Origin of the sequence: Rhodocaloribacter litoris, assembly GCF_011682235.2 — a bacterium.
Classification (GTDB): Bacteria; Bacteroidota; Rhodothermia; order Rhodothermales; family ISCAR-4553; genus Rhodocaloribacter; species Rhodocaloribacter litoris.
On the sequence record NZ_CP076718.1, the window covers coordinates 1,276,416 to 1,303,087 of the forward strand.

General features: G+C 66.3%; 19 protein-coding genes. 10 read left to right on the forward strand and 9 right to left on the reverse strand.

What is annotated here, in order from left to right; translation table 11 throughout:
• Positions 1-143: 143 nt before the first annotated feature.
• Together GQ464_RS05330 and GQ464_RS05335 are read right to left on the reverse strand one after the other, a co-directional pair.
• Positions 144-1,649, reverse strand: a complete 1,506-nt coding sequence (locus tag GQ464_RS05330; protein ID WP_166977493.1) for an asparagine--tRNA ligase — start codon at positions 1,647-1,649, stop codon at positions 144-146.
• Positions 1,650-1,802: 153 nt separating this feature from the next.
• Complete coding sequence (locus tag GQ464_RS05335; RefSeq protein ID WP_228350628.1) at positions 1,803-3,242, reverse strand: GWxTD domain-containing protein; 1,440 nt, start codon at positions 3,240-3,242, stop codon at positions 1,803-1,805.
• 226 nt (positions 3,243-3,468) lie between these two features.
• Here GQ464_RS05335 and GQ464_RS05340 point away from each other — a divergent pair, with 226 nt between their 5' ends.
• Entirely contained in the window at positions 3,469-10,005 is a 6,537-nt protein-coding gene (locus GQ464_RS05340; RefSeq protein ID WP_166977491.1) for a DUF4397 domain-containing protein, read from the forward strand.
• A 112-nt stretch (positions 10,006-10,117) separates the two neighbouring features.
• On the opposite strand, the gene GQ464_RS05345 is transcribed toward GQ464_RS05340, so the two are convergent.
• From GQ464_RS05345 to pdhA, 4 genes are all read right to left on the reverse strand, one after another.
• Positions 10,118-10,957, reverse strand: a complete 840-nt coding sequence (locus GQ464_RS05345; protein WP_166977489.1) for a metallophosphoesterase family protein — start codon at positions 10,955-10,957, stop codon at positions 10,118-10,120.
• 118 nt (positions 10,958-11,075) lie between these two features.
• Positions 11,076-12,380, reverse strand: a complete 1,305-nt coding sequence (locus GQ464_RS05350) for a pyruvate dehydrogenase complex dihydrolipoamide acetyltransferase (protein WP_166977487.1) — start codon at positions 12,378-12,380, stop codon at positions 11,076-11,078.
• Between the two features lie 56 nt (positions 12,381-12,436).
• Complete coding sequence (locus tag GQ464_RS05355; protein ID WP_228350629.1) at positions 12,437-13,432, reverse strand: pyruvate dehydrogenase complex E1 component subunit beta; 996 nt, start codon at positions 13,430-13,432, stop codon at positions 12,437-12,439.
• 42 nt (positions 13,433-13,474) lie between these two features.
• Complete coding sequence (gene pdhA, locus GQ464_RS05360) at positions 13,475-14,626, reverse strand: pyruvate dehydrogenase (acetyl-transferring) E1 component subunit alpha (RefSeq protein ID WP_166977483.1); 1,152 nt, start codon at positions 14,624-14,626, stop codon at positions 13,475-13,477.
• Between the two features lie 334 nt (positions 14,627-14,960).
• On the opposite strand from pdhA, the gene GQ464_RS05365 reads away from it, so the two are divergent.
• The 7 genes from GQ464_RS05365 (at position 14,961) to nosR (ending at position 22,669) form a co-directional block, all read left to right on the forward strand.
• Positions 14,961-15,590, forward strand: coding sequence for an RNA polymerase sigma factor (locus GQ464_RS05365; protein WP_228350630.1), 630 nt, complete (start codon positions 14,961-14,963; stop codon positions 15,588-15,590).
• 23 nt (positions 15,591-15,613) lie between these two features.
• Entirely contained in the window at positions 15,614-15,895 is a 282-nt protein-coding gene (locus GQ464_RS05370) for an anti-sigma factor family protein (RefSeq protein WP_166977481.1), read from the forward strand.
• Positions 15,896-16,034: 139 nt separating this feature from the next.
• The gene (locus GQ464_RS05375) at positions 16,035-16,811 is read left to right on the forward strand and encodes a polyprenol monophosphomannose synthase (RefSeq protein ID WP_228350631.1); all 777 of its coding nucleotides are present in this window, start codon (positions 16,035-16,037) and stop codon (positions 16,809-16,811) included.
• Positions 16,812-16,993: 182 nt separating this feature from the next.
• On the forward strand, positions 16,994-18,256 hold the full coding sequence (gene icd, locus GQ464_RS05380) for an NADP-dependent isocitrate dehydrogenase (protein WP_166977479.1): 1,263 nt from the start codon (positions 16,994-16,996) through the stop codon (positions 18,254-18,256).
• 357 nt (positions 18,257-18,613) lie between these two features.
• Entirely contained in the window at positions 18,614-20,776 is a 2,163-nt protein-coding gene (locus GQ464_RS05385; RefSeq protein WP_166977477.1) for a PAS domain-containing protein, read from the forward strand.
• Entirely contained in the window at positions 20,694-21,287 is a 594-nt protein-coding gene (locus GQ464_RS05390; RefSeq protein WP_228350632.1) for a response regulator, read from the forward strand. The genes GQ464_RS05385 and GQ464_RS05390 overlap by 83 nt, the downstream gene beginning before the upstream one ends.
• A complete protein-coding gene (nosR, locus tag GQ464_RS05395) occupies positions 21,284-22,669 on the forward strand; it encodes a response regulator c-di-GMP phosphodiesterase, NosR family (protein ID WP_166977473.1) in 1,386 nt (461 codons plus the stop codon). Before GQ464_RS05390 ends, nosR begins: the two co-directional genes overlap by 4 nt.
• Positions 22,670-22,679: 10 nt before the next feature.
• Here the strand turns inward: nosR and GQ464_RS05400 are convergent, their stop codons facing one another.
• The gene (locus GQ464_RS05400) at positions 22,680-23,834 is read right to left on the reverse strand and encodes a tRNA-queuosine alpha-mannosyltransferase domain-containing protein (protein WP_166977471.1); all 1,155 of its coding nucleotides are present in this window, start codon (positions 23,832-23,834) and stop codon (positions 22,680-22,682) included.
• Positions 23,835-23,885: 51 nt separating this feature from the next.
• Positions 23,886-24,188 (reverse strand): hypothetical protein, encoded by a 303-nt coding sequence (locus tag GQ464_RS05405; RefSeq protein ID WP_228350633.1) that lies wholly within the window; start codon positions 24,186-24,188, stop codon positions 23,886-23,888.
• 166 nt (positions 24,189-24,354) lie between these two features.
• On the opposite strand from GQ464_RS05405, the gene GQ464_RS05410 reads away from it, so the two are divergent.
• Positions 24,355-25,092 carry a ComF family protein gene (locus tag GQ464_RS05410; protein WP_166977469.1) on the forward strand — a complete coding sequence of 246 codons (738 nt, stop codon included), beginning with the start codon at positions 24,355-24,357 and terminating at the stop codon, positions 25,090-25,092.
• 13 nt (positions 25,093-25,105) lie between these two features.
• Here GQ464_RS05410 and GQ464_RS05415 read toward each other — a convergent pair whose 3' ends face one another.
• A complete protein-coding gene (locus GQ464_RS05415; RefSeq protein ID WP_228350634.1) occupies positions 25,106-25,720 on the reverse strand; it encodes an ABC transporter ATP-binding protein in 615 nt (204 codons plus the stop codon).
• Positions 25,721-25,826: 106 nt separating this feature from the next.
• Here GQ464_RS05415 and GQ464_RS05420 point away from each other — a divergent pair, with 106 nt between their 5' ends.
• Positions 25,827-26,381, forward strand: coding sequence for a DUF4399 domain-containing protein (locus GQ464_RS05420; RefSeq protein ID WP_228350635.1), 555 nt, complete (start codon positions 25,827-25,829; stop codon positions 26,379-26,381).
• Positions 26,382-26,672 lie beyond the last annotated feature (291 nt).

Consider the following 26,672-nt stretch of genomic DNA (forward strand, 5'->3'; position numbering starts at 1 on the left):
AAAGAAACGAGTCCATCGGGTTTACCTCAATATAAGGATGATGACAGGGGTATGACCGGCGGGATCCATGCCGGTCTCGCCGGTACCGCTTTAACGTCCGGCGTCGCCGGTATATTATCCGGGCCGGTGGTCGTCCTCCGGCCTCAGGGCGTGAGGCGATCGATGAGGCGCGGGAAGGGGATGGCCTCGCGCAGGTGCGCCAGCCCGCAGATCCAGGCCACCGTGCGTTCGAGTCCTAGGCCGAACCCGCTGTGCGGCACCGAGCCGTAGCGGCGCAGGTCGAAGTACCAGTCGAACACCTCGGGCGGGAGGTTGTGTTCCTGCACCTGTCGTTCGAGGAAGGCCAGGTCGGTGGCCCGCTCGCCGCCCCCGATGATCTCGCCGTAGCCCTCCGGCGCGAGCACATCCATGCCAAGGGCCAGGCGGTCGTCCTCCGGATCGCGCTTCATGTAGAACGCCTTGACGGCGGCGGGGAAGCGATGCACGATGATGGGCCGGTCGAAGTGCCAGGTGAGCACCGTCTCGTCGCTGCCGCCGAAGTCGTTGCCCCAGGCAAAGTTGCGGGCACTCTCGGCCCACTGCGGGAGGTTGCGCAGATCCTCCTCGATCTCGGCCAGACGGCGGTGGATCTCGATCTCGCGGGCATCGATGCGGCGCTTCTCGGCCTTTTTCGCCTGACCGTACCGCTTGCGGTTGGCCTCCATCTCGGCCTTCAGCGCGGTCTCTTCCTCCTTGAGTGCCTCGATCTTCTCTTCGATCATGCGGGCCGTCTCGTCGCTGCGAAGGATCTCGACGGCCTCGTCGTAGGCGACGCGCGGGAAGGGCGGGCGCACGCGCTCGAGCGGCGCCGTGTCGCGGCCGAGCACCTCCAGTTCCATCCGGGCCTCCCGCAGCACCGTCTGCACGATGTGGACGATCAGGTCCTCGGCCAGCTGCATGTTCATGTCGAGGTCGTAGAAGGCCATCTCCGGCTCGATCATCCAGAACTCGGTCAGGTGCCGCCGCGTCTTCGACTTCTCGGCGCGGAAGGTGGGGCCGAACGTGTAGATCTTGCCGAAGGCCATCGCCATGGCCTCGCCGTGGAGCTGCCCGCTCTGCGTCAGGTAGGCCTTGCGGTCGAAGTAGTCGATCTCGAACAGCGTGGAGGTGCCTTCGACAGCGTTGCCCGTGAGGATGGGGGCGTCCATCTGCAGGAAGCCGCGCTCCTGGAAGAAGCGGTGGATCGCCATGATGATCCGGTTGCGGATGCGGAGCGTGGCCCAGGGGCGGCGGCTGCGGAGCCAGAGGTGCCGGTGGTTCATCAGAAACTCGATGCCGTGCTCCTTCGGCGTGATGGGATAGTCCTCCGCCCGGTGGAGCAGGCGGACCGTCGTGGCCTGCACCTCATAGCCGCCGACCTGCCGCTCGTCCCGGCGGACGGTCCCCGTCACTTCGAGGGCGCTCTCCTGCGTGGCCTCGTCGGCGGCCTGCCAGGTGGCCTCGTCCACGGCATCCTGCGTCACCACACACTGCACCAGCCCGGTGCCATCCCGCAGGATCAGGAAAAAGATGCCCTTCGACGCCCTTTTATTATACAGCCAGCCCTTCAGGGTGACGGTCTCGCCCTCGTGCCGGTTCAGGTGTTCGATGTAGGTCGGCTCACGCTCCATGATGCGAAGTCCTCGGATGGATGACAGGACGGACAACCGGAGCGGGAAAATCCGAAATCGTCCCGGACGATACAAACGGTGCAGGCCGGGACCCCCGCGGCGACCCGTGAAAAAACGAGCGAAATCACAGCGGCACCGGGTATCGAATCGGGATCATTGCCGCCGGAGTTCCTCCTGCCAGTTGGCCAGCCGGCGTTCCCCGGCGACCGTCGAATGAATCAGCTCGAACTGCCCGAAGCCGTTCCGGTCGGCAAAGATGAACTGCGCCTGTCCTTCGCCGGGGATGTTGTTATAGACCCAGATCTCGTGCGGGGCGACGCCCCGGTCGAACAGGTGGGGTTCGATGTTGGTGGGGAGGCCGTATTTGATCAGGATGCGCCCGCGGTCCGTTTCCCAGCCTTCGGCCAGGCTGGAGGTGTAGCGGTCGTTGGCGTACTGGAGGCGCTGGTAGAACTCGTCCTTGAACTCGTTGACCGTGGTGTTCGGGTTGGGATCGCGTTTGTCCCAGAACTCCATCAAAAAGCGCTGGCGGGCTTCCAGTGTTCGGAGGCCCTTCATACGCCGGCGCTCCTGCTCGGTCGCGATGAGGTCGATGTGTGCGAAGGCACGGCTGACCTCCTCTTCGCTCATGGCCGCGTACTGGCTGTTCTCGAAATCCGTCTCCACCAGGGTGGGGCCGGCCCGCTCCACGCCCGGATTGTAGACGAAAAACTTGCGGGCCTGCTCGGCGAGGGCTTCATTGGCCTCGTTGAGCAGGGCAATGCGGAGGAAGTACGAGCCGCTGGGCAGCCGGCTGATGTCGAAGGAGCCGGCGAGCACGTCCGGATGGCGCACCGGGCGCTGTGTGCGCTGCTGGTAGTCCGGCAGCGGCTGCGGCAGGTTGGCCTCGGCGATGTAGGCCAGCACCGTGTACGAGGCGTCGTCGCCGAGGACGGCCGGCAGGTTATAGACCTCGCCGTAATAGAAGAGCCGGCGGAGGTTGCTGCCGAAGAGTTGATTGGCATTGGGCCGGATGACGAGGCCGTTCTTGTAGAAGGGGTTTTCCCGGTCCCGGCTGGGTTCGATGGCGGTAGCGAGGGTCAGGTCCGAGAGGCCGACCAGGCCGGGGTTCGAGAAGTCGGGGATGAAGACGTCCCGTTGCAGCGTGAGTTCGGCGCGCTGCCGGGCGGGGTCGCCGGGGATGATGACGCGCAGGGTGTATTCGCCGGGTGGGACCGCCGTGCGGAGCTGGTGCACGAAGCGCTGGCCGGTGAGGAGGGCGCTCGTATCCGGCACGACGAACTGCAGGGTCAGAGAATCCTGCCACACGGGCGCTTCCGGTGCGGCGGGCAGGCCGGGCAGGGTACTGTGCAGCAAGGCGAGGTCCACCGGAAGCCGGGCGCTGTAGCCGGCCTCCGCCCTCTGATACGTCAGGTCGCGTGCCGCAAAGGCCAGGTAAACTTCCATCAGCGCATGGCGGTCGTCGTAGGCAAAGGCCGCGTGGTCGACGTCCACCTGCACGGGCCGCCGCTCCTGCGCCAGGGTCGTGGCAGGTTGCCAGCTCAGGCAGCCGACCAGGATGCCACACCGGAGTATCGTAGCAAGGTATCTCATCTCGGATAGGGGAATAGCCCGCGGGAATCGTTCCTCATACGACCCGGGACTTTCTCACGTTTCCGCACGAACGCAGTCCTGACCGGATACGGCGGCTTGGGTATGGCCGTTCGCGCTGGTGTAGTCATCCCGTATGGGAACCTGGCGTGCCGTCGGGGCAAAAAAATGGGTTACCTCAAAATCCGGGGGGGCGCACCGCCCCCGCCTCCTGTCCGGCGTACCGTTTATGAGATTGCTGTCCTGCATGGCCCGGTCCGGTCTGGTGCTCCTGCTCACCATGTTTGCCGGCACGGCATCCTACGGACAGGCCTGCGTGCGCTGGCTCAACGTCACCGACGGCTCGGACCTCAACGACGGCCTCACCTCAACGACGGCATGGCAATCCTTCGAGTTCGCCTATAAAAATGCACCCGATGGGTGCGTCGTCCGAACGGCCGCCGGCGAATACTTCCAGGGAGACGACAACGACGGCATCCAGCTCTCGGGGTCGAAGAACCTGATCTTCGAGATCAACACCTTCGGGGGCAGCGACGAGCTGCGTTTCCCGGAAGACGTTTTTACCCTCAACCTGAGTGCCGGCAAAACCGTCGTCATTCGGGGCGGCACGGCCACCAATCCCACGGTATACTTTGGCGACGGGGTGATCAACGACCCGGTCAACTTTCCGAGCAACCGGGGCTTTCTCGACACGATCACCATCACCTCGGGCACGCTGGACATCCAGGTGCCGGTGACGATCGACGCCTTCGTGACGACGATCAACCGCAACACGGCCGGCAGCTTCATCGCCGGCAACGTCACCTATGCCCCGCTCAACCGGGCGATCAACATCACGGGCAGTGTATCGGCCACAGCCGGCGCCGAACTGCCGCCGGCCCTGGCGGCCGGCACGGTCACGATCAGCACCACGGCCGGCACTTACACTTCGAACAAGAGCCATACCCTGAGCGATGGCGGCACGCTACAACTGACCGGTGCCGGCCATGTCGTCTTCGCGTCGGTCTTCACCGTGACTTCGGGCGGGACGGCGGCCATCCTCAACACCGGCCCGGGGACCCTGGCCTTCAACGGTGGCCTCGTCGTCAATGCCACCGGCAGCGTCGGTAACCTCATTGCCAACCTGTCGACGGGTTCCATCTCGATGGCAAGCACGACGTTCAACCACCAGGGCGCCGCCAACGGCACCGGCGGAGACCACTTTACGGCGACGATCCTGAACGGCGGCACCGGCACGATCACGACGGGCCGGCTGACCGACAACCCCAATACCGATCCCGGCGAGGGAGACCGGGTGCTGGTCACGACGAACAACGTCGCCGCGGGCACCTTCAACGTCGGCGGGGGGCCTTCGGTCATCCGCGGCGATCTGCTCAACGCCGGCACCTTCAACCTGCTGGGCGACGTGCTCCTGACCGGCAACCTGGTCAACCCCCCCGGCGCCACGATCAACACCAACACGTTCACCCTCTCGCTGGCGGGGGGGCGGCTCTACGACAACGACGGGGACATCACCGGCAACGGCACGGTGGAGCTCCAGGCAACCGCAACACTCGGGGCCAACCCCGGCACGGGCGGCAGGCTGCCGAACGTGTACGTCTCCGGCGGCCATGCCACCCTCGACGCGCTGGAGATCACCGGCAGCCTGACCATCGACAGTGCCGGCAGCAACAACACCGTCAAGACGACCAGCGGCATCACCGGTGACCTCACGATCACGAACGCCGGCTCGGTGACCGTCAGCGGGCCCTCCATCGGCGGCAACACCAGCGTGGCCGCCGGCACGGTCACCATCGAGGCCACCACCTTTGGAGGCAACGTCTCGACCAGCGGCAGCGGCACGCTCACCCTGAACGCCGGCGCGCCCCTCACCATCGCCGGCAACCTGACAGCCGGAAGCAGCGGCCAGTTGACGCACACCCCCGGAACGGCGACGACCATCAGCGGCAACCTGAACCTGCACAGCGGCACGCTGCTGATGAACGACAGCATCACCGTCAACGGCAACCTCACCCAGACCGGCGGCACGCTCAACTTCAACACCACGGCCCATACCCTGACCCTGAAGGGGCACTTCACCCGCACCGGGGGCACCGTCCTCCGCGGCAACGGCACGCTGCGCTTCACCGGAGGACAAACCCAGACCCTTCAGGGCGGTCCGAACCTCATCCTCTGGACCGTCGAAGTCCTGGAGCCGGGCACCCGGGTCGTTCTCCAGGACGGCTCGCTCGACATCGAGCAGGGCTTCACCATCGGCTCCGGAGCCAGCGTGGACCTCGGCACCCGGGCCGTCCGCCTCGCCGGCCAGAACGCGGTGATGACCAACGACGGCTCGTACACGGCCGCTCCCGACGGGGCGGTGGTCTTCGGCTGTACGGAAACGGTGGCCGGTGCCGGCAACTGCGCAGCGACCCTGCTCAACCAGCGCCTGCGGGGCAACGGGCTCTATGGCAACCTCAAGATCCTTCAGGTCGAGGATGCCGCCAACGTGCGGATCGATCCGGACCCCGGCCACGCCGTGGTGATGTCCGGGATCCTGACGTTTCAGGTGGGCGGCATCGACCTCAATGGCCGGCACTTCGACCTCTCCAGCGCCGGCGGCACGCCCCTGATCCGCCGGAATCTGGGGAATGCCGTCGGGCCCGATGCCCGGCCCGACGGCAGCGACGGCGGCTGGTTCACCGACCCGACCGGACAGGGAACCTTCAACGCATCGGGCATCGCCTACGACATCGAGTACTTCGGCACGCTCACTGCCGACGTCACCGTGAGCGCCATCCCTTTCGGTATCTGGGCGGGCACGAACGTCCGTAACGTCTCCGTCATAACGACGGGCCCCTTCTCGGTCCTGCTCAATGCGAACCATTCGTTTGCCGGCTCCCTCACCGTTGCCGCCACCGCCACCCTCGACCTGAACGGATTCACCCTGACCTCGACGGGCACGAACGTAACCCACCTGGTCGCCGGCACCATCACGGGCGACCAGGGAATGACCATCTCCGGTTCGGGCTCGCTCGGCGGCGGCGGCACCATCAGTTCCCTGACCATCAACACACCGCCGGGCTCCACCTTTACGGTCAAAACCCTGCGCCATCTCCACCACCTGAACGTGAACTCGGGCCGGGTGAGCCTCGGCTTCGACCCCGAGACGGACAACCCGGCCAGCCCCGGAAACATCGACCGATACAACCAGACCGGCGGAGACGTCACGCTGACGACAGCGGTCGACATCGGTGAAAAGGTATCATCCGGTGTGTTCAACCTTACCGGCGGTACCTTCAACAATGCCAGCTTCGACGTCAACCTGTACAACACGGCCCTGACTTCGGACGACCCGGCTTCTTTCGTGGATGGCGGCACGGGGGCTTTCATCTACCGCAACGCAGGAACCCTCAACAACAACCTCGACGGCGACGTCCTGATGACCCTGCCCCCCCGCCTGGTCATTCAGGCCGGGGCCGGGGCGGTTACGCTCACGGGCAACGCCGGCGTCACGAACGCCCTCATCCACACCACGGGCAACCTGGACCTCAACGGCCACAGCTTCTTCCACCGGGGAACCACCTGGCACTACGAAGCTTCCGCCGACAACTACGGGACGGCCGGCACGTTCGTCATCAACGGAGCCGTCACGGCCCTCCTCAACAAGGACGTCACCCTCCCCGGCCTGACAAAGAACAGCACGGAAACCTTCACCCTGACCGGACCGGCCGGCCGGCTTACGGTCGCCACGCGATTGACCCTCAACAACGGCACGATCAACCAGGGGAACATCGACCTGGTGCTTTCCGGCTCCGGAACCGTGTTCGACTACAACGGCGGCACCCTGGCTTCGACCGGCGGGCGGCTCGTCTTCGATGCCGGTACGGCCCAGACGATGACCTTTGCCGCCGGGCTCGACATCCCTCACCTCCACCTGAAAAACGACCTGACGGCCGACGGCGACCGGGGCAGTGAGGTCTTCAACGTGTCCGGAACCTTCACCTTCGGGGAAAACGACAGCGACCTCCTCTTTGCCGACGCCAATACCAACATCTCGTTCTCGGAGGGTGCCGTCATCAAGCGCAACGGGCCGGGAACGATCGTGGACAACACCGGGCCCCGCCCCAGGATTCCCCGTTTCCCCGATACCGGCCTCGTCGACGTGTGGTACCTCGCTCCCGTCACCACGGACACCGAACTGCCGTCCGAGAGGCTCGGAACGCTCCGCATCGACCCCGGAACCGGCCATGTGCTGCTCGACAAGGCCGTCACGGTGGGCGTCGCCCTCGAACTGCTTTCGGGCAACCTGAACACGAACGACAGCAACACCATCACCATGGCAGAAGGTGGTACGGTGCTGCGAGCCCGGGGTACGCTCAACGACGACAACGGCAACGGCCTCTCCGACGCCGAAGACGGCTCCGGAAACGGCACCAACATTCAGGGGACGAGCTACACGCTGGTCTACGACGTCAGCGGTGGGGATATCGTCACCCAGTCGGGTGAATATCCGGAGGGTCCCGCCATTGCCCTGCAGGTCGTCGGGGCGGGGCACACGTTGACGCTGCACGCCGGCCGGCGTGCGGCCTCGCTCGAGGTGACGTGGTCCGAAACGATGACCGGCACCGCCCCCCTCTTCGATCTGAACGGCTTCGACCTGACCGTAACCGGCGCAGCGACTGTCACAGGACCGGCCGGTGCCGGCTCGTCCGGGACCCTGGTCAACACGCGCAACGACCGCACCTCCACCCTCCATGTCGGCGGAAACCTGACCGTCGGCGCCGGCACCGCCATCGGTTCACCCGACGACCCGGAGCCGAACGGCATCGTGTCGGTAAATGCGACCGGAGACGTGATCCTCCAGGGGGACTACCATGGCGGCACGATCAGCGTGGCCGGCAAACTCATCCTCGGCGGCAGGCTCCACGGCGCGCTCGTCGCCGCCGGGGACGTAGAGCTGACCACGGGCGTGCTCAACGCCACCTCGATCACGTTCAACGGCTTCCGCCAGCAACTCACCCTCAACGGCGACGTGACCGCGGATACGATCACGCTGGCCCAGTCGCCGGATGCGGAGGGCAACCAGCCGTACGTCATGCTGGCCACGCACCGTGCCGACGTCATCGCGGTCGGCACCGTGCTCAATCTGAACGGCGGTCTGTTCATCACGGGCCCGAACAACCGCATCCTGTTGCCGACGCCCACCAGCGCCCAGGGCTTCACGCGCAACCCGCCTGCGGGTGTGCAGAGCCACGTCGTGGGTAATGTGAGCATCTTCGTTCCGGCCGGCACGCCGGGATCGGCTACCGCGGGCAATGGCCGCTTCGAGTACCCGGTCGGCAGCATGGCGGCTTACCGGATGGCCGCCATCACGTTCGAGGACGACGACCCGGCCATCACGGGCGCCACCATCACGGTGCGTCACGTGGATCAGCGCCCGGAGGGGCTCGTCGGCTTCCCGATCCACACGAACGGGCAGGTGATCTCCGGCACGGCCGACTTCTACTGGCTGATCACGTCTTCGGTGGGCTTCGGCACCACCCAGGCATTCAACCTCGAGTTCCTGGCGGAAGGATTCACCGGCTACGACGACGTCCGCACGCTCCGGATCGTGCGTCGCCTCGCCCGCGACGTGGTCAACCCGTGGACGTTGCAAGAGGGCACCTACGACAACTTCAACACGGGCCCGTCGGATACGGACCCGCTCGTGCGGGTAACCGGTACGCAGGGGGGCCTCGTGCCACAGGGGGCGCTCTTCAGCTTCGGGATCGAAGAGGTTCCCGGCCTGGCGTTTCTCCAGGTCATCCACGCCGCCGCTCACCCCGACCTCGCCGAGATCGACATCTACCTCGGCGACGACCTGGCCCTGAACGACTTCGCCTATCGCCATGCCACACCGGTCTTCGCACTCGACGTCTCGAACAGAAGCACCGGCCCCCTGGCCACGTTCCACATCGGCGTGGCACCGGGCAACAGCACCGGCGCGGCCGACACCCTCCTGACCCGGCGCGTCGAACTGGCCGAAGGCCAGACCAGCCCCCTGCTCCTCCTCGACGACGGTGGCGGGAGCATCCGGCTGCTCCAGGCCGATGCCGTGCGGACGCGCGCCGCCGACCCGACGAGCGTCGACCTGCTCCTGGTGCACGGGGTCTCCGATGCACCGGCCGTCGACGTACGCCTCTTTCAGGGCTCGTCCGGACAGGGCCCGCTCGTGCTCGCCGGCCTTGACTTCACCGAGGATCTCGTCCATTATCGCTCGCTCGACCCCCAGGTGTACACGCTCGAATTCCTGGAAACCGGTACCACGGAACAGGTCTTCGCCTCCCGAATCGATCTGAGCGGCCTCGATGGCGAAGCCGTCCTGGCCATCGCCCACGGGCTGCTCGACCCGCCGGTCGGGCGTGAAGGCTCCCGGGGTGCCAACGTGATGGTCGTCACCCTCGCGGGGGAGGTCCGCGTCGGCACGGTCGTCACGGCCGGCGAAAGGGAAACGACCGACATCCCGGCCCGCTTCAGCCTCAAGGGCAACTTCCCGAACCCCTTCAACACCGGCACCACGATCCTGTTTGACCTGCCCGAGACGGCCGAAGTCTCCATCCAGGTCTTCGACGTGCTGGGTCGCCAGGTGCTGGCACTGCCCGGGCAAACGGTTGAGGCGGGGGCCAGGCGTTCGATCCAGCTCCAGGCGACGAACCTCGCCTCGGGCACCTACCTCTACCGGCTGCAGGCCGTCAGCCCGAACAACACCTGGGTCCGCGCCGGCAAGATGACGCTACTCAAGTAATACCTCTGCGCTTTGAACCTCACCGTAGCGTCGACCGGCCGCTCGACGTTACCAGCGGTCCGTCGGTGCGTTCGATGGCCCGGCGTCGTGCCAGGCCGGGGCCTTTTGCACTTCAGGGTTCCGGGCCCGCCGCCGCCACGGGGTCCCCTCCTCCCCCCGCCCGCTCGAACCGTACCGTGCCGTCCGTCACAAACCGCCGCCGTTCCGGTACGTAGCGCCGTTCCTCGATCACGAACGCCTCCGGCGTCACGGAGACGAGGTTGTAAAAGTTCGTATCGCGGTGCCCACGGCGTCCCCGGTTGCTCGTAGCCGTGCCGGCGCTGGCAATGACGATCCGGTGCTTTCCGGGGACGATATCCAGCGGTTCGATGTGCGAGATGTGCAGGTGACCACAGAGAATCAGATCGACGCCGGCCTCGGCCGACGCCGCCAGCGTGCGCCGTGCGCGGCGGGCCACGTCGTGCGGCCCGAGGGCCTGCAGCTTCGTCAGGTGATGATGCACGACCAGCACCTTGAAGATCCCGGGGGGCTGCCCGCCAAAAAACGTGCGGATGGCCTTCAGGGCCTCCCCTGTAATCCGCCCGCCCTTGATGGTCAACCCGTAGGCCGAGTTGATGCCCAGCACCGCCAGGCCGTCTTTGACGAACGACGGGTTCAGGTCGTCCGAGATGAAGGTGCGGTAGCGATGGAGCGGGTCGAAGATCCGGGTCCAGGGCCGGTGCCACCAGGCAACGACATCGTGGTTGCCGGGTACCACCAGCGTGGGCGCCTCGAAGGCCTCCAGCATGGCCCGGGCCGCCTCGAACTGCGCGCGACGGGCCCGCTGGGTCAGGTCTCCGCTGACCGCGACCAGGTCCACCCCTTCCGTGTTGACCTCCCGGACGAGATCCTCCACGATGAACGGATGGGCGATGCGACCGAAGTGGATGTCGGAGAGATGCGCAACCTTCATGACCTCATGCAGCAGGGGTTCGCCGGCTTGATACCCCGAAGCGGGTCCATGCGATCCGCACACAAAAGGGCGGCTCCCCGCAGGGGGCCGCCCTCGTGCGCCCGGAACGGTCATCGATTCAAAGCAGCAGGTTCAACGGCTCTTCGAGGTACTGGCGGACCGTCGTCAGGAAGCGGGCCCCTACGGCCCCGTCGACGATGCGATGATCGCACGAGAGGGTCAGCCGCATGCGCCGGCCCGGCACGACCTCGCCGTCGCGCACCACGGGCACGTCGCGGATCGCCCCGATGGCCAGGATGCAGGCGTTCGGCGGGTTGATGATGGCGGTGAACTCGTCGATGCCGAACATGCCGAGGTTGCTCGTCGTGAACGTGGAGCCCGTGTATTCCTCCGGCTGGAGTTCCCGGTTCCGGGCTTTCTCGGCCAGGCGCCGGGTCTCTTCGGCAATCTGCCCCAGCCCTTTCCGGTCGGCGTGGCGGATGACCGGCGTGATCAGGCCCTCGTCGATGGCGACGGCCACGGCCACGTGGATCTCCCGGTGCAGGCGAATCTCGCCTTCCGCCTCGAGATAGGAGGCGTTGACGTACGGGTGTTGCCGCAGAGCCAGCGCACACGCCTTCGTGACGAGGTCGTTGAACGACACCTTGCCGCGCCCCTGGGCCTCGGCCAGTTCGTTGAGCTGCTCCCGGAACGCCGTCGCCTTCTCCATGTCGACGTCGACCGTCAGGTAGAAGTGCGGGGCCGTGAACTTGCTCTGCGCCAGGCGCCGGGCAATGGTCTTGCGCATCTGCGAGATACGCTCCACGTCGTAGGCCGCCGGCATGGCCGGCGCCTCGGCCGGGGCCTCTGCCGGGGCCGGCTTCGGAGCGGCCTCCGGCACCTCGACCGGCGCACCGGCCAGCAACGCCTCGATGTCGCGTTTGATGATGCGCCCTTCGGGGCCGCTGCCCCGCACCGTACGCAGGTCAATGCCGTGCTCGCGCGCCATCTTCCGCGCCAGCGGCGAAGCCTTGATGCGTGCCCCTTCCTCCGGCCCGGCGGCCACGGCCGCCTCCTCCGCCGCACCGTCGCCCGAAGGCGCCTGCCCGGCTTCCGCCTCCACCGCTTCGGCCTTCGTTTCCGGCTCGGGCGCCGCAGAACCGTCGCCTCCGCCGTATTTCGCCAGCACCTCGGAAATGTCCTCGCCTTCCTCCCCCAGCACGGCGATGAGGCCGCCGATGGGCACGGCCTCCCCCTCCTGAATCACCTTCTTGAGCAACACCCCGTCGTCATAGACTTCGAGGTCCATCGTCGCCTTGTCGGTCTCCACCTGGGCAATCACGTCGCCCGCCGAAACCGACGCGCCTTCTTCGACCAGCCAGCTGACGAGCACCCCCTCTTCCATGGTGTCGCTCATCTTCGGCATCTCAACAGGAATAGCCATATCTCGATCTTCGATGCTAAAGGTTCGATCCCGGATTGCACACGGCGTGCCGCCGGTCAGCCGGCGTACATCACCTGCTTGCAGGCCTCGTACGCGTCGTCCTCCTGCGGCATGTAGTACTCCATCAGGTTCTTGGCATACGGAGCGGGCACGTCCTTCGCCGTGATGCGCCGGATGGGTGCGTCGAGGTAGTCGAAGGCACGGTCCTGGATCTGATAGGCGATTTCCGAAGAGATACTCGCATAGGGGTTGCTCTCGTCGATGATCACGCAGCGGTTCGTCTTCTTGATCGAGGCGACGATGGTGTCGATGTCGAGCGGGCGGAGCGTGCGCGGGTCGATGACCTCGGCGCTGTAGCCTTCTTCGGCCAGGCGGTCGGCCACACGCAGGGCGATCCAGTAGCTCTTGCTGTGTGCCACGATCGTCACGTCCTCCCCTTCCCGGGCGATGCGCGCCTTGCCGAGCGGGATGAGGTAGTCCGGCTCGTCAGACACCTCCCCGCGCAGGCCATACATGACCTCACTCTCGAGAAAGATGACCGGGTCATCGTCCCGGATGGCCGACTTGAGCAGCCCCTTCGCGTCGTCCGGGTTCGAGGGGGCCACGACCTTCAGGCCCGGAATCGTCGCATAGATCGACTCGGTGGAGGTGCTGTGTGTGGCGCCGAGTTGCCCGGCGGCCCCGTTGGGCCCCCGGAAGACGATGGGGAGCTTGAACTGCCCGCCGGACATGTACCGGATCTTCGCCGCGTTGTTGATGAGCTGGTCGAAGGCGACGAACGAGAAGTTGAACGTCATGAACTCGATGATCGGGCGCAGGCCGTTCAGGGCCGCGCCGATGCCCAGCCCGGCAAAGCCGTTCTCGCTGATGGGCGTGTCGATGACCCGCTTCGGCCCGAACCGGTCGAGCATGCCCTCGCTCACCTTGTAGGCCCCGTTGTACTGGGCCACTTCCTCCCCCATGAGGAAGATGTTTTCGTCGCGCTCCATCTCCTCGACCATGGCCGCGCGGATCGCTTCACGAAACTGCAGTTCTGCCATATCGCTGTGCAAAGGTTGTTCGTTCAGGAACGGGGGATCTCCGATCCGCCCGGCTTACGCGAGAAAAGGATAATCCTCCTGCGTGTACACGTCCTCGTAGATCGTCTCCAGCGGCGGGAGGGGGCTGTTCTCGGCGAACTCGACCGCCCGCATCACCTCCTCCTTCACCTCCTCGTCGATCCGGTCGAGGTCTTCGTTGCTGGCGATCTCGTGCTGGCGGATGTAGGCCTTGAGGCGGATGATCGGGTCCTCCTGCTTCTTTCGCTCGAGCTCCTCTTTCGTGCGATACTTGCCGGGGTCACTCATGGAGTGGCCGCGGTACCGGTAGGTGCGGATCTCGAGGATCGACGGCTTGAAGCGACGCGCCAGCTCGGCGTGATCCTGGATCGCCTTGCACACGGCAAAGACGTCCATGCCGTTGACCATCGCCGCCTCCATGTTGTTGCTGATGGCGTGCTTGATGAAGACCGTCTCGGCAAAGGCCCGGTCGATGGCCGTGCCCATGGCGTACTGGTTGTTCTCGATGATGAAGATCACGGGAAGTTCGTAGAGCGCCGCCAGGTTGAAGGCTTCGTGCACGGCGCCCTGCCCCATGGCCCCGTCGCCCAGGAACGTCAGGCAGACACCGCCGTCCTCGCGGTACTTGTGGGCAAACGCGATGCCGGTACCCACCGGCACGTGGGCCCCCACGATGCCGTGCCCGCCGAAGAAGCGTTTCTCGGCCTTGAAGTAGTGCATCGAGCCGCCCTTGCCGCGCGAACAGCCGTCGATCTTGCCGAAAAGCTCGGCCATGCACTCATCGGCCGTCATCCCCAGCGCCAGGCCGATCCCGTGATCGCGGTAGGCGGTGATGACCGAGTCATGCCCGATGCGGATCGCCTGCGCGGCCCCGGTCGAGACCGCCTCCTGCCCGATGTACAGGTGCAGGAAACCGGCGATCTTTTGCTTGCCGTACATCTGTGCCGCCCGCTCCTCGAAGCGACGCTGCAGGAGCATGTTGCGGTACATGCCGAGGACCTGTTCCTCCGAAAGGCCGACGTCCTTGTGGCCGTACTTGCCGGCCTGGTAGTTGGTAAAGACGTGCTTGACCTCGATCCGGGGCGGAATCTCCAGATCCTGCCCGTTGACCACGGCCCCCTCGGCCGGTACACCCTGCTCCTCTACCTGGTCACGCTGGCGCGTGCGCTTTTTCGTCTCGCTGGCCATAACGTTTTCGTCTTAAGAGGTTAAAGGGAGATGATCTCCCCGAACTACGTTGTGCAATATAGGACAAACCGCCCTGCACCCGGCACCGATCCCGACCGGCGCAGCGCATCTTTTCACGGAAAGCGAGCTTTATAAAATAAGACTTTTGCGCCCCCAAACCCAGCGTTAATCCGATCTTAACGAGCGGAACCCCTTTTCCCCCCGCCCGTAGATCCCGGCGGTCGTGCCTGTAGCTTTTCCGCCCTGCCGAACACGAAGGTGCCGGCAGCTTCCCGGGTGCCGCGCGGCGCAGGTTGTGCGGACCCGTTTCCCCACCCCAGCTCCCTCGTGTAACGTGCCCGAGCCCAAGCCTACCCAAGGACACGCATCGCCTTCGAAGCCCCCGGCACCCGGCGACCCGATCGACCTGGAGGCACTGCTGCAGGGCGACCCGGCCGTCTTCGAACAGCTCGTGCGCCAGGAAAGCCCCCGGCTCTACCGGGTGATCCTCCGCATCGTCCACGACGAGGACGAGGCGGCGAGCCTCCTGCAGGAGACCTTCCTCCAGGCCTACCAGCGCCTGCATACGTTCCGCCGCGAATCGAAGGTGACCACCTGGCTCTATGCCATCGGCATCAACCTGGCGCGCGCCTCGCTGCGCAAATCGCGCCGCTACGACACGCTCTCCGACGAAGACCTCGAACGGCTGCAACCACGCTTTACCGGCTTCGGCACCCATGCCGGCGACTATGAACCGTGGAACCCACAGCGTGTGGCGGAGCAGGCCGAACGCAAACGCCTGGTCCACGAAGCCATCCGGCAACTTCCACCGGACTACCGGCTCGTCGTCACGCTGCGCGACATCGAAGAGCTCTCGACGGCCGAAACGGCCGAGATCCTCGAGATCAGCGAGGGGGCCGTCCGCGTGCGCCTGCACCGTGCCCGCCGGGCCCTCCGCAGCCTGCTGGACCGCTACTTCCATTGAATGAATGCACGCCCTGATCCTACATGCGCAAGGTTCTCCATCTCCTCCAGCAAATGATCGGCCGCACCCCCTCCTGCAGGAAGGTCAACGAGTTCCTGGCCGATTACCTCGACGGCACGCTCGACCCGCAGACCAAGGCCCGCTTCGACGCCCACCTGGATGCCTGCCCGAAGTGCAAGCGTTACCTCGAACAGTACCTCCAGACCGTCGAACTCGTCAAGACGAACGGCACCGTCGAGCCGCCGCCCGAACTCGTCGAGCATACCCTCGCCTTCCTGCGCCGGCAACTCGAACGGCCGTCCTGACATCCCGGTCCCCGGCCACAGATTCAACGATTCCTCGCCTGCAAAAGCCGCCGGACCGGGAACGCATCGCCCCTCCCGCTCGTCATTGGCGGCAATTTTTTGGATATTCCGGGACCCTCAACCGGATGCAGCCTGCCCTGTGGAACCCAGACCCTCCGCCCTTCCCTTCCGAGACGATGCACCCGGCACCGGCAAACGGGCCCTGGTGATCATCCCCACCTACAACGAAGCCCGCAACATCCAAACGGTTCTCGAGCAGGCGCTCGCCCAGCCCGGCACCCTCCACGTCCTCGTCGTCGACGACGCCTCCCCGGACCGGACCGCCGACCTGGTCCGGGCCATGCAGCCTCAGTACCCGGAGCGGCTGCACCTCATCGAGCGCTCCGGCAAACAGGGCCTGGGGACGGCCTACCTCACCGGCTTCCGTTTCGCCCTGGACCGCGGCTATACCTACATCTGCGAAATGGACGCCGACCTCTCCCACAACCCCGAAGACCTGCCCCGGCTGATCGCCCCCGTCTGCCGGGGCGAGGCGGACCTGGTCATCGGATCCCGCTATGCGGGCGGCGTCCGCGTGATGAACTGGCCCCTCTCCCGCCTCATCCTCTCCTATGCCGCCGGGGTCTACACCCGCCTGATCACCCGGTTGCCCGTGCACGACGTGACGGCCGGCTTCAAGTGCTTCCACCGGCGCGTGCTCGAAGCCATCGACCTCGACCGGGTCAAATCCAACGGCTACTCCTTCCAGATCGAGATGACCTACCGGGCATGGCGCAAAGGATTTCGCATCCTCGAGGTGCCCATCATCTTCACCGAACGCACCGAGGGACACTCGAAGATGAGCCGGGCCATCGTGCGCGAAGCGGCCTGGAAGGTCTGGGAACTGCGCCTGCGCGCGCTGATCGGACGACTCTGAAACCGGCGAAAAGCGCTTCCCCGTTTCGTTTTTGATTAAATCGACAAACGTGGCACCCGATCCGGCGCCGGCACCGCACTTCGATCCCGTGCATCCAGTATTTTCACCGGCAGACCGGACCCGGTCCGCCGCGGCGAGGATCCATCGCCGTTGCTTCCCAGAACCTGATCCGTCGATAGCCCATGCCTGACTACGCTCACCTGACGCCGCCTGCCGAAGGCGACCTGATCACGATGGAAGGCGGGCGCCTGCGCGTGCCCGACCACCCGATCATCCCCTTCATTGAAGGAGACGGCACCGGCCCCGACATCTGGCGCGCCGCCCGGCGCGTCTTCGACGCCGCCGTGGCCCGGGCCTACGGCGACGCCCGCCGGATCGTCTGGTTCGAGGTCTTCGCCGGTGAAAAGGCCTACAACCTCCAGGGCACGTGGTTGCCGGAAGACACGCTGAAGGCCATCGAGCACCACCTCGTCGCCATCAAGGGCCCGCTCACGACGCCCGTCGGCGGCGGCATCCGCTCGCTCAACGTGGCCCTGCGCCAGAAGCTCGACCTCTATGCCTGCGTGCGGCCCGTCCGCTACTTCGAGGGCGTCCCCTCCCCCGTCCGGCAACCCGAGGCCGTGGACATGGTCATCTTCCGGGAAAACACGGAAGACATCTACGCCGGCATCGAGTTCAAGGCGGGCACGGAAGAAGTGGAACGCTTCAAACAGGTCTTCCGCGAAGCCTTTCCCGAGCAGTACGCCAAGATCCGCTTTCCCGACACGAGCGGCATCGGCATCAAGCCCGTCTCACAGGAAGGAACGGCCCGCCTGGTCCGCGCCGCCATCCGGTACGCCATCGCCCAGGGACGCTCGAGCGTGACGCTCGTCCACAAGGGCAACATCATGAAGTTCACCGAGGGCGCCTTCCGCGACTGGGGCTACCAGGTGGCCCGCGACGAGTTCGGCGCACGTGACCTCGACGGCGGCCCCTGGCAGGTCCTCCCCCTCGACGACGGCCGCGAGCTCGTCATCAAGGACGTCATCGCCGACGCCTTCCTGCAGCAGATCCTGACCCGCCCGGCCGAGTACGACGTCATCGCCACGATGAACCTCAACGGCGACTACGTCTCCGACGCGCTGGCCGCGCAGGTGGGCGGCATCGGCATCGCACCGGGGGCCAACATCAACTACGACACCGGCGCCGCCATCTTCGAGGCCACCCACGGCACCGCACCCAAGTATGCCGGGCAGGACAAGGTCAACCCCAGTTCGGTCATCCTCTCCGGCGAGATGATGTTCCGCTACCTGGGCTGGAACGAGGCGGCCGACCTCATCATCCACGCCATGGAAAAGACCATCGCGCAGAAACGCGTGACCTACGACTTCCACCGGCTCATGGATGGCGCGACGCTCCTGAGCACGAGCGCCTTCGGCGAAGCCCTCGTGGAAAACATGGGCTGAGCCCGCCCCCCTCCGCATCCTTCCGGGCGCACGGAGCACCGCCACCGTGCGCCCTTTTTTCGTTCTCCTTCACAACCCGGTCCGGGCCGGCCCATTAAAAATCGCCGCCTCGATCCGATACTCACTCAAAACGAAATTCAACCCGGATACGCATCCGAAGCGAAGGCCCGGCCTCCGATCGCGCTGCCCCTCTCTTGAAACCCCTGCTCCTCAGGCGACCGGACCCTTCGTGACGGGACGATGCGCACGACCGGCCCGCAGGCCGGTGCGACGTCGAAAAACGTGTCGTACGCTTGATCGTCGCGGGATACGCCGGGGCGAGGTGCCCTGTGTGTCTCCCGGCCAGTAGTTCGTCCCATGAAACAGCCTGCCCGCACCAATGGCCTCGCTGCCCGGCGATCCGGGCGGGCGGCCCGGAACGGCCTTCCGGCCTGGCTCGCCGCCTGCCCGGTCGGCGCCTTCGTCGTCCGCCTCCGGGACGGCCGGCTGCGCTACGGCAACGCGGCCTTCGCCGGCCTGGTGGGGTATCCCGACCCGGGCCGCCGCTCTCTGCGCCGGCTGCTCGTCGATCCCGGCGCCTTCGAGCAACTGCTGGCCGACCTGCGGGAGGACCGGTGCCACACCGCCCGGGCCGAGGCCGCCCTGCAGCACCGCAACGGGCACACCGTCTGGGCCCTGCTCACCCTCTCCACCGAAGCACCCGCGGGCACGCTGCCGGACGGGCACGCCCTCGGCTTCGCCCAGGAGATCACCGAATACAAACGCACCGAAGCCGCCCTCCGAAACGAAAACGCCTTCCTTGACGCCGTCCTGGAGCACATCCCCGTCAAGGTCTTCGTCAAAGACGCCGAGACCCTGCGCTTCCTGCGTTTCAACCGGGCCGCCGAGACGATCCTGGGCTACCGCCGCGACGAGCTGATCGGCAAGACGGACTACGACTTCTTCCCCAGAGAGGAGGCCGACTTCTTCGTAGCCAAGGACCGGGAGGTGCTCGCTTCCGGCAAACTGCTCGACATTCCCGAAGAACCGATCCACACCCGTTCGGGCGTACGCTACCTGCACACGCAGAAGATCCCGGTGCTCGACGAAACGGGCCGGCCGGTCTACCTGCTCGGCATCTCCGAAGACATCACCGAGCGCAAGGAGGCCGAACGGGCCTTTCAGAAGAGCCGCGAGCTCTTCCTGGCCACCCTCGAAGGGATGCTCGACGCCTACCTGCTGCTCGAATGCCGCCGGGACGAGGACGGCCAGGTCGTCGACTTCACCGTGATCGACCTGAACCGGCGCACGGAAGCCGGGCTCGCCCTGCCGCGCGAAGCGCTGATCGGGCAACCGCTGTGCGAGCGTTTTCCCGTCTACCGAACCAGAGGGCTGTTCGAACAATACCGGCAGGTGTTCGAAACCGGCACGCCCCTCGAACACGAGTACCAGATGCCCGGGGATTTTCCGACCCCGGGCTGGTACTACGAGCAGGTCGTGCCCTGGTCGGACGGCGTGGCCATCATGAGCCGGAACATCACCGAGCGCAAACGGGCCGAGGCCGCGCTGGCCACGTATGCGGCGGATCTCGAAGCCACCTCGACGGCGCTCGAAGCGCGGGCCCATGAGCACACCCTCACCATCCACGAGCTCGAGGCCGCCAAGAGGCGGGCCGAAAGGGCCACCCGCCAGCTCCGCGAAGCCAACGAAAAGCTCAAGGAGAGCCAGGCCCAGCTCGTTCAATCGGAAAAGATGGCCTCACTGGGCCAGATGGCCGCCGGCATCGCCCACGAGATCAACAACCCGGTGGGCTTCGTGATGAGCAACCTCAACACACTCTCCGAATACATCGACACCTACCGGCTGCTGCTGCAGCACTATGCGGCGCTGGCCGCCACCCTGCCGCCCGATCCGCCCCCCGAACAGGCCCGGCATCTGCAGGCCATCCGCACCATCGAAGCGGAAGAAGACCTGGACTTCATCACCTCGGACCTGGACCTGCTCATGGCCGAGTCGCACAACGGGCTGCAACGAATCAAGGAAATCGTCCAGGGCCTGAAAAGTTTTGCCCGGGTGGACGAGGCCGAGATGCAGATGGCCAACGTCAACGAAAGCCTGGAGACCACGCTGCGGGTGATCTGGAACGAGTTGAAGTACCGGTGTGCCGTCGAGACCCGGTTCAACCCGCTCCCGCTCATTCCCTGCTATCCCGGCAAGCTCAACCAGGTGTTCATGAACCTGTTGCTCAACGCCGCCCAGGCGATCTCCGACCACGGCGTGATCGTCATCGAGACCGAAGCGACCGAAACGGAGGTGATCGTGCGCATCACGGACAACGGCACGGGCATCCCGCCGGAGCACCTGCCCAAACTCTTTACGCCCTTTTTCACCACGAAGCCGGTCGGCAAGGGGACCGGTCTCGGTCTTTCCATATCCTATGGCATCATCCAACAGCATCATGGTCGAATCGAAGTCGAAAGCACCGTCGGTGAAGGTACCACTTTCACTATCTACCTCCCCGTATCCCAAGAACCCGCCTGAGCGAACGCTTCTGTGTGTCGATGATGAGGAAGGAGTGCTGCGCTCGCTCCGGCGCGTGCTCCGGAAGGAGCCGTACCGGGTGCTGACGGCCACGAGCGGCACCGGAGCGCTGGCGATCCTGGAGCGGCACCCCGTACAGGTGGTGCTCGCCGACCAGCGCATGCCGGACATGACGGGCACGGACCTCCTGCGCGAGGTCCGGAGCCGCTATCCGGCGACCATACGGATCATCCTCTCCGGCTATGCCGAGCCGCATGCCATCGTGGCGGCCATCAACGAGGCCGAGGTGTTTCGCTTCCTGCCCAAACCCTGGAACGACGACGACCTCCGGGCCACCCTCCGGGCCGGCTTCGCCCGCTGGGAGAGCCGGCAGGCCACGCTCCGTCTGACCGAACTCTTCAGGACCGAACTGGAGCGGATGCGCCGGGACCGCGAGGCGCTCGCCGAGCGGCTGGCCGCCCACGACCAGGCCCCCTGCCGTCCAACCCACAAACCCGACCCTGCACCATGACGGCTTCCCCGGCTGCCCGGCGGGACGAGACGGCCGAACGGCCCCGGCTGCTGCTCGTCGACGACGAGGAAAACATCCTGCATGCCCTGCACCGGCTGCTGCGCAAGCAGTACGAGGTCCATACCACCACCTCGCCGGAGGAAGCCCTCGACCGGGTGCGCGAGCAGTCCTACGCGGTGCTCCTCTCGGACCAGCGCATGCCGGGTATGGACGGCACCGAGCTGATGGCCCGCGCCCGCGAACACGCCCCCGACACCATACGGATCATCCTGACCGGCTACGCCGACATCCACGCCGTCATCCGGGCCATCAACGAAGGCGCCATCTACCGCTTCCTCACCAAACCCTGGAACGACGACGAGCTGCAGGCCACGCTGCGCCAGGCCGTGGCCCAGTACGAACTCGTCCAGGAAAACCAGCGGCTGCTGTCCCTGACGGAAGAACAGAACCAGAAGCTGGAAGCCTTCAACAGGACGCTGCGCCAGAAGGTCATGGAGCGCACCCGCCAGGTGACCGAGTTGAACCAGTCCCTGACGAAGAGCTTCCGCGGCACGATCGAGGTGCTGTCCCAGCTGGCGGACATGCACAGCCCGGCCCTGAGCAAGCACGCCAAGCGCGTGACGGCCCTGGCCTGCATGATCGGCGAACGGCTCCGGCTCGGCAGCGAGCAGCTCTTCCAGCTGGAGGTGGCCGCCACGCTGCACGACATCGGCAAAATCACGATGGACCCGAACCTGCTCAAGCAGCCCTATGCCCAGATGAAGGCCCACGACCGGGCCGTCCTGATGACGCACGCCACCCGGGGCGCCGCGCTCGTCCAGATGATTCCGAACCTGGAGGAAGCCGCCCGCTACGTCCGCCACCACCACGAGCACTACGGCGGCGGCGGGTTCCCCAAACGCCTCGAAGGCAACCAGATCCCCCTGGGCTCCCGCATCATCGCCGTCGCCGATGCGTTCGACAACGCCCTCAACGGGCGCAGCTCGTTCCAGAAAACCACCCCCGAACAGGCCCTGAAGTACGTCCGGGACAACACCCCGACGCTGTTCGACCCCTACCTCGTCGATATCCTCATCACGTGTATCCTGCAGGAGAACCGCCCCATCAACCACGCCATGGAGGTGGAGGTGGGCCTGTTCGACCTGAAGCCCGGCATGGTACTGGCCCGCGACGTGCGCTCGATCCGCGGCATCCTGCTCCTGGAGAAGCACCAGGTCCTCGACGAAGGGTTCATCAACCGGCTGCACGCCTACCACGAAACGGAACCGATCATCGACGGCATCCTGGTCTACCGCAACCAGACGGCGGCCACCGACGCACGACCGGCTCCGGCCGACGTGCCGCCCGCCGCCGGTCCTCCCCCGGTGCTCCTTTCACGCTGACCGGCGCAGCCTAGACCGTAGCCGCCGGAACGGCCGCGACCTCTTCGAGCAGGCTGTCGTAGGCCGCCACGTGCGTGCGCCAGTCGAGTCGCTCGGGTATGCTCCGCAGCGTGGAAACGGGCAGCGGGCGTTCCTCTCCCCGCAGGATGGCGGACAGGATCCGGTAGAGCTCCTCCTCGTCCTCGTAGAGGATGGGGGCGTGCAGCAGCGGCCGGTGCAGCGACGCGGGAATGAGTTCGGGATAGCTGAGCCGGTTGGGCAAAAGCGGGTGACAGCCGCAGTAGATGGCTTCCAGGATGGCGATGCCGAAGAACTCGTGCAGGGAGGTGGAAACGACCAGGTCGGCGCGGTGCAACAGCCGGCTGTACTCCTCGAAGTCCTCGGCGTACCCGTAGTGGAGGATCCGTTCCGCATACCGCTCGAAGGCCTGCTCGAACTCGTAGGGCTGCTCTTCGAAGCGCTCCCCGGCCAGGATGAGTTGAAACCGGTGGCCGGTGTCGTCGAGCCGGTTCATCAGGCGGAAGAAGGCCTCCGGGTTCTTGTCGTACTCCCAGCGCTGGTTCCACAGCACGATGGGCGGCTTCATCCCGGGACCCCAGGTATGAGGCGGGTATTCGGCCCGGAAACGATCATGCGCCGCCAGGTCCATGCCCAGATGCAGGACGGTGCTTTTCTCCCGGATCTCCTGCACCGTGTGCAGGTGCGTATAATCCGGAAAGCGCCGGAGCAGAACCGGCAACGCCTCCATAAACTCCTCGTAGTGAAAGTGGGAGTTGAAGACGACGCGGTCGGCGGCCAGGCACGAGAGGTAGTTGATGTAGCCGTAGGTTTCGTCGCGTTCCTGGCCGGGCGGCAGCGGATAGGTGAGCTGGTTTTCGTGGAGAAAGAAAACGACGGGCACGCCGTCGAAATGGGAGCGGGTCAGCGCCAGGAAGGCCGGCAGGTTGACCATGTCCGTGGCGAAGATGACGTCCGGGTGGAACCCCTGCTCGGCGGCCTGGACGGCCTTGCGGGCCATCGTGACGGCCCCACCGTGCATCCGCCACTTCCAGAAGCGGGGCGCCATCGTGATGGGCAGGATCTCATGACGGCTGTGCTTGCAGAAACCGTCCAGAAAGTTACGGTGGGACCCTCCGTACCAGGGTTCCAGGGCAAGGACCTTCATCGGCTCGTTACGATCTGGGAGCGTTCCGAAAAAAGGACGTGGGGGCTGCACCTACCGTCCGGGCGTCTGCTCCGGCCTGGGCTCGGCCTCGTCGTTCGCTTCGGCGTCTTTCAGGCGGGCGGCCTCGGCCAGTTCCCGGAGCAGCGCCTCTTCCTCCTGCGGCTCGGCCGGCCGTACGATGGAAACGGCCCGCACCTGGAGCTTCTCCCGCAGTTCCGCGTCTCGCACCTCCTCGGCCGTGATCAGCTTCTCCTCTCCCGGCCCAAGCCGGAGCGTGCGCGTGGCCATCTCGATCACCACCGGCCGCGGGTTCGTGTTCTTGATCAGCATACCTTTGCGCTTCCGGGTAGCCATGCGAATTCCTGTCTGATGTCGTAGCTTATGCGCTGCCGGACCCTGCCGAAGTATACGAATTTTACGTGCCTCCCGGGAAGGACGGGCGTGCAGGGGGGCGTTTTCATCCTTTTTCCTCCATTGCCGGAGGAGCGCCCGGCAAGCTGAACAACGACCGGCCTCCGTCATGTTTTCCGGGCTGCATGCGCTGCTGCGATCCGTGGGCGACGGCCTGCTGGAGGTCGTCATGCCGGCGTGCTGCATCGGTTGCGGGGACCGGCTCCGGTCGGCGGGCGGCCCGGTCTGCCCGTCCTGCCTGCGGAGCCTGGAGCGGGCCGATCCCGCGGAGGTGGCCGCCCGCCTGGCGGCCCTTACGGCGAGCCGGGACGTCTTCGAGGCGGCCTTTTCGCTGTGGCTTTTCGACAAGGGGGGCACCCTGCAACGGATCCAGCACATCCTCAAGTACGGCAACCGGCCGGCCCATGCACGCGCCCTCGGCAACCTGGTCGGGCAGGCCTTCGACGAGGCGTTGCGCACCGGGTCGCTGCGCGGGACGGCCCCACCGGAGCTGGTCGTCCCCGTGCCGTTGCACCCCAGGCGGCTCTACGAACGGGGGTACAACCAGAGCGCCCTGCTGGCCGAGGGGGTCGCGGCGGTGCTGGACCTGCCGTGCCGGCCGGAGATGCTGCACCGCACCCGCGCCACCCGCTCGCAGACCCGGCTCACCCGCCCGGAGCGGTGGGCCAACGTCCACGGAGCCTTTGCTGCGCCCGCCTCCCCTGCGGCCGGCGTCGCCGGGCACCGGGTGCTGCTGGTGGACGACGTGCTGACGACCGGTGCCACCGTGGTGGCCGCGGCCCGGGCGCTCCGGGCGGGCGGCGCGGCTGCCGTCCTCCTGGCCACGCTGGCCCTGGCCCGCGATTGACCCGCGCCGCCCCTCAACGGTAGTCCTCGACGCACAGAATCCGGGAGCACCCCGCCGCTTCCCCGGCATCGTTCGTGGCGATGACGACGAGCCGCCCCGCCGCCAGGGCCCCGGCCACGATCCGGGACACCATGGCCCGGCCCGGGGCATCCAGGTTGGCGGTCGGCTCGTCGAGCAGGAGCAGCGGCGGATCGGCCAGGAGCGCGGCCGCGAAGCGCATCCGCTGTTTCATCCCCGACGAGTAGGTGGCCACCAGGTCGTCGGCACGGGCGGTAAGCTCCACCGCCTCGAGCACCGCCTCGATGCGACGCGGCGCCTCCGGAAGCCGCCGCGCCCGCGCCAGAAAAGCCAGGTTCTCCCGGGCGGAGAACCCTTCATACACGTTCAGGTAGGGAGCCACCAGGCCCACGTGCAGCGGCCGCTGCGCCGGCGGTATCGCCCGGCCGCCGGCCGTCAGCGTCACCGTGCCCCGGGACGGCACCAGCACCCCCGCCAGGATCCGCACGAGCGTCGACTTGCCGGACCCGTTCGCACCCGTCACGGCAAGCGCCTGCCCGCCCTCCAGGGTAAAACCGAGCCTCCGGAAAAGGATGCGGCGGCCGAACCGGTGACCCAGGTCTTCGGCCACAAGGCATGCTATCGAAGGCGAGGTCGGCACCAATCCCGGAAACAACGACGGGCAAAACGGGTTGCTGGGGGCGTGTTGAAGATAGGATGCCCGCCCCCGTGCCGCCATGAAGATTGTGCGAGGCAACCTGCGCCCGCGGGCACGGCCGGCCCACCTGCTTCAGCGCTCCTTCGTTCCTCCCACCCACCACCACACCACGATGAAACACCTTGCACTACCCGCCTCCTGCTTCCTCCTGCTCCTGTTTGCCGCGGCCTGCGGCGGTTCGGAGACCCCCTCCCCGGAAAACACCGAGGTGACGACCACCGAGACGGACACGACCGCCGTACAGGTCTTCTTCGTCACCCCGGCCGACGGCGACACGGTCACCTCGCCCGTGCGCGTCGTCATGGGGGCCGAGGGCGTCCGGATCGTCCCCGCCGGCACCATGGAGGAAGGCACCGGGCACCTGCACATCCTCATCGACACGGACTTCGTGCCGGCCGGCCAGGTGATCCCGACCGATTCCCTGCACCTCCACTTCGGCCAGGGACAGCTCGAAGCCGAGCTCGAGCTTGCACCGGGCACCCACACGCTCCGCCTGCAACTGGCCGACGGTGCCCACATCGCCCTCGACGGCCCGCAGTACCGGGACGAGATCCGGATCACCGTGCAGCAGTAGACAACCGGCCCGAAACCGAATCCCACACGGGCGACGCGCGTCCGGGTTCCCCGTTCCGGGTCGCTTTCCCTTCAACCGGAACGGGGAACCCTGCGCGTTTCGCGCCTTCGCGGCAACCGGGGCGGGCGCGTCCGGGTATCCGTCCTCCTGAAAATGGGTCCGGTTCTTGCGAACCCCTGTCGCCGGGACTCGACCTTGCACCGGAGATTCCGGATATTGCCTCCGTTGAGCCTCCCCCGGATAAATCCGGGAGATTCCTGCTTCACCGACAGTAGCCTCGCTGACCGAAAT

What these genes read in the sequence shown, in the direction of transcription:
- GQ464_RS05330 (WP_166977493.1), bottom strand. Translation starts at nt 1,649, where the DNA reads ATGGAGCGTGAGCCGACCTACATCGAACACCTGAACCGGCACGAGGGC.
- GQ464_RS05335 (WP_228350628.1), bottom strand. Translation starts at nt 3,242, where the DNA reads ATGAGATACCTTGCTACGATACTCCGGTGTGGCATCCTGGTCGGCTGC.
- GQ464_RS05340 (WP_166977491.1), top strand. Translation starts at nt 3,469, where the DNA reads ATGAGATTGCTGTCCTGCATGGCCCGGTCCGGTCTGGTGCTCCTGCTC.
- GQ464_RS05345 (WP_166977489.1), bottom strand. Translation starts at nt 10,957, where the DNA reads ATGAAGGTTGCGCATCTCTCCGACATCCACTTCGGTCGCATCGCCCAT.
- GQ464_RS05350 (WP_166977487.1), bottom strand. Translation starts at nt 12,380, where the DNA reads ATGGCTATTCCTGTTGAGATGCCGAAGATGAGCGACACCATGGAAGAG.
- pdhA (WP_166977483.1), bottom strand. Translation starts at nt 14,626, where the DNA reads ATGGCCAGCGAGACGAAAAAGCGCACGCGCCAGCGTGACCAGGTAGAG.
- GQ464_RS05370 (WP_166977481.1), top strand. Translation starts at nt 15,614, where the DNA reads ATGCGCAAGGTTCTCCATCTCCTCCAGCAAATGATCGGCCGCACCCCC.
- icd (WP_166977479.1), top strand. Translation starts at nt 16,994, where the DNA reads ATGCCTGACTACGCTCACCTGACGCCGCCTGCCGAAGGCGACCTGATC.
- GQ464_RS05385 (WP_166977477.1), top strand. Translation starts at nt 18,614, where the DNA reads ATGAAACAGCCTGCCCGCACCAATGGCCTCGCTGCCCGGCGATCCGGG.
- GQ464_RS05390 (WP_228350632.1), top strand. Translation starts at nt 20,694, where the DNA reads ATGGTCGAATCGAAGTCGAAAGCACCGTCGGTGAAGGTACCACTTTCA.
- nosR (WP_166977473.1), top strand. Translation starts at nt 21,284, where the DNA reads ATGACGGCTTCCCCGGCTGCCCGGCGGGACGAGACGGCCGAACGGCCC.
- GQ464_RS05400 (WP_166977471.1), bottom strand. Translation starts at nt 23,834, where the DNA reads ATGAAGGTCCTTGCCCTGGAACCCTGGTACGGAGGGTCCCACCGTAAC.
- GQ464_RS05405 (WP_228350633.1), bottom strand. Translation starts at nt 24,188, where the DNA reads ATGGCTACCCGGAAGCGCAAAGGTATGCTGATCAAGAACACGAACCCG.
- GQ464_RS05410 (WP_166977469.1), top strand. Translation starts at nt 24,355, where the DNA reads ATGTTTTCCGGGCTGCATGCGCTGCTGCGATCCGTGGGCGACGGCCTG.
- GQ464_RS05420 (WP_228350635.1), top strand. Translation starts at nt 25,827, where the DNA reads ATGAAGATTGTGCGAGGCAACCTGCGCCCGCGGGCACGGCCGGCCCAC.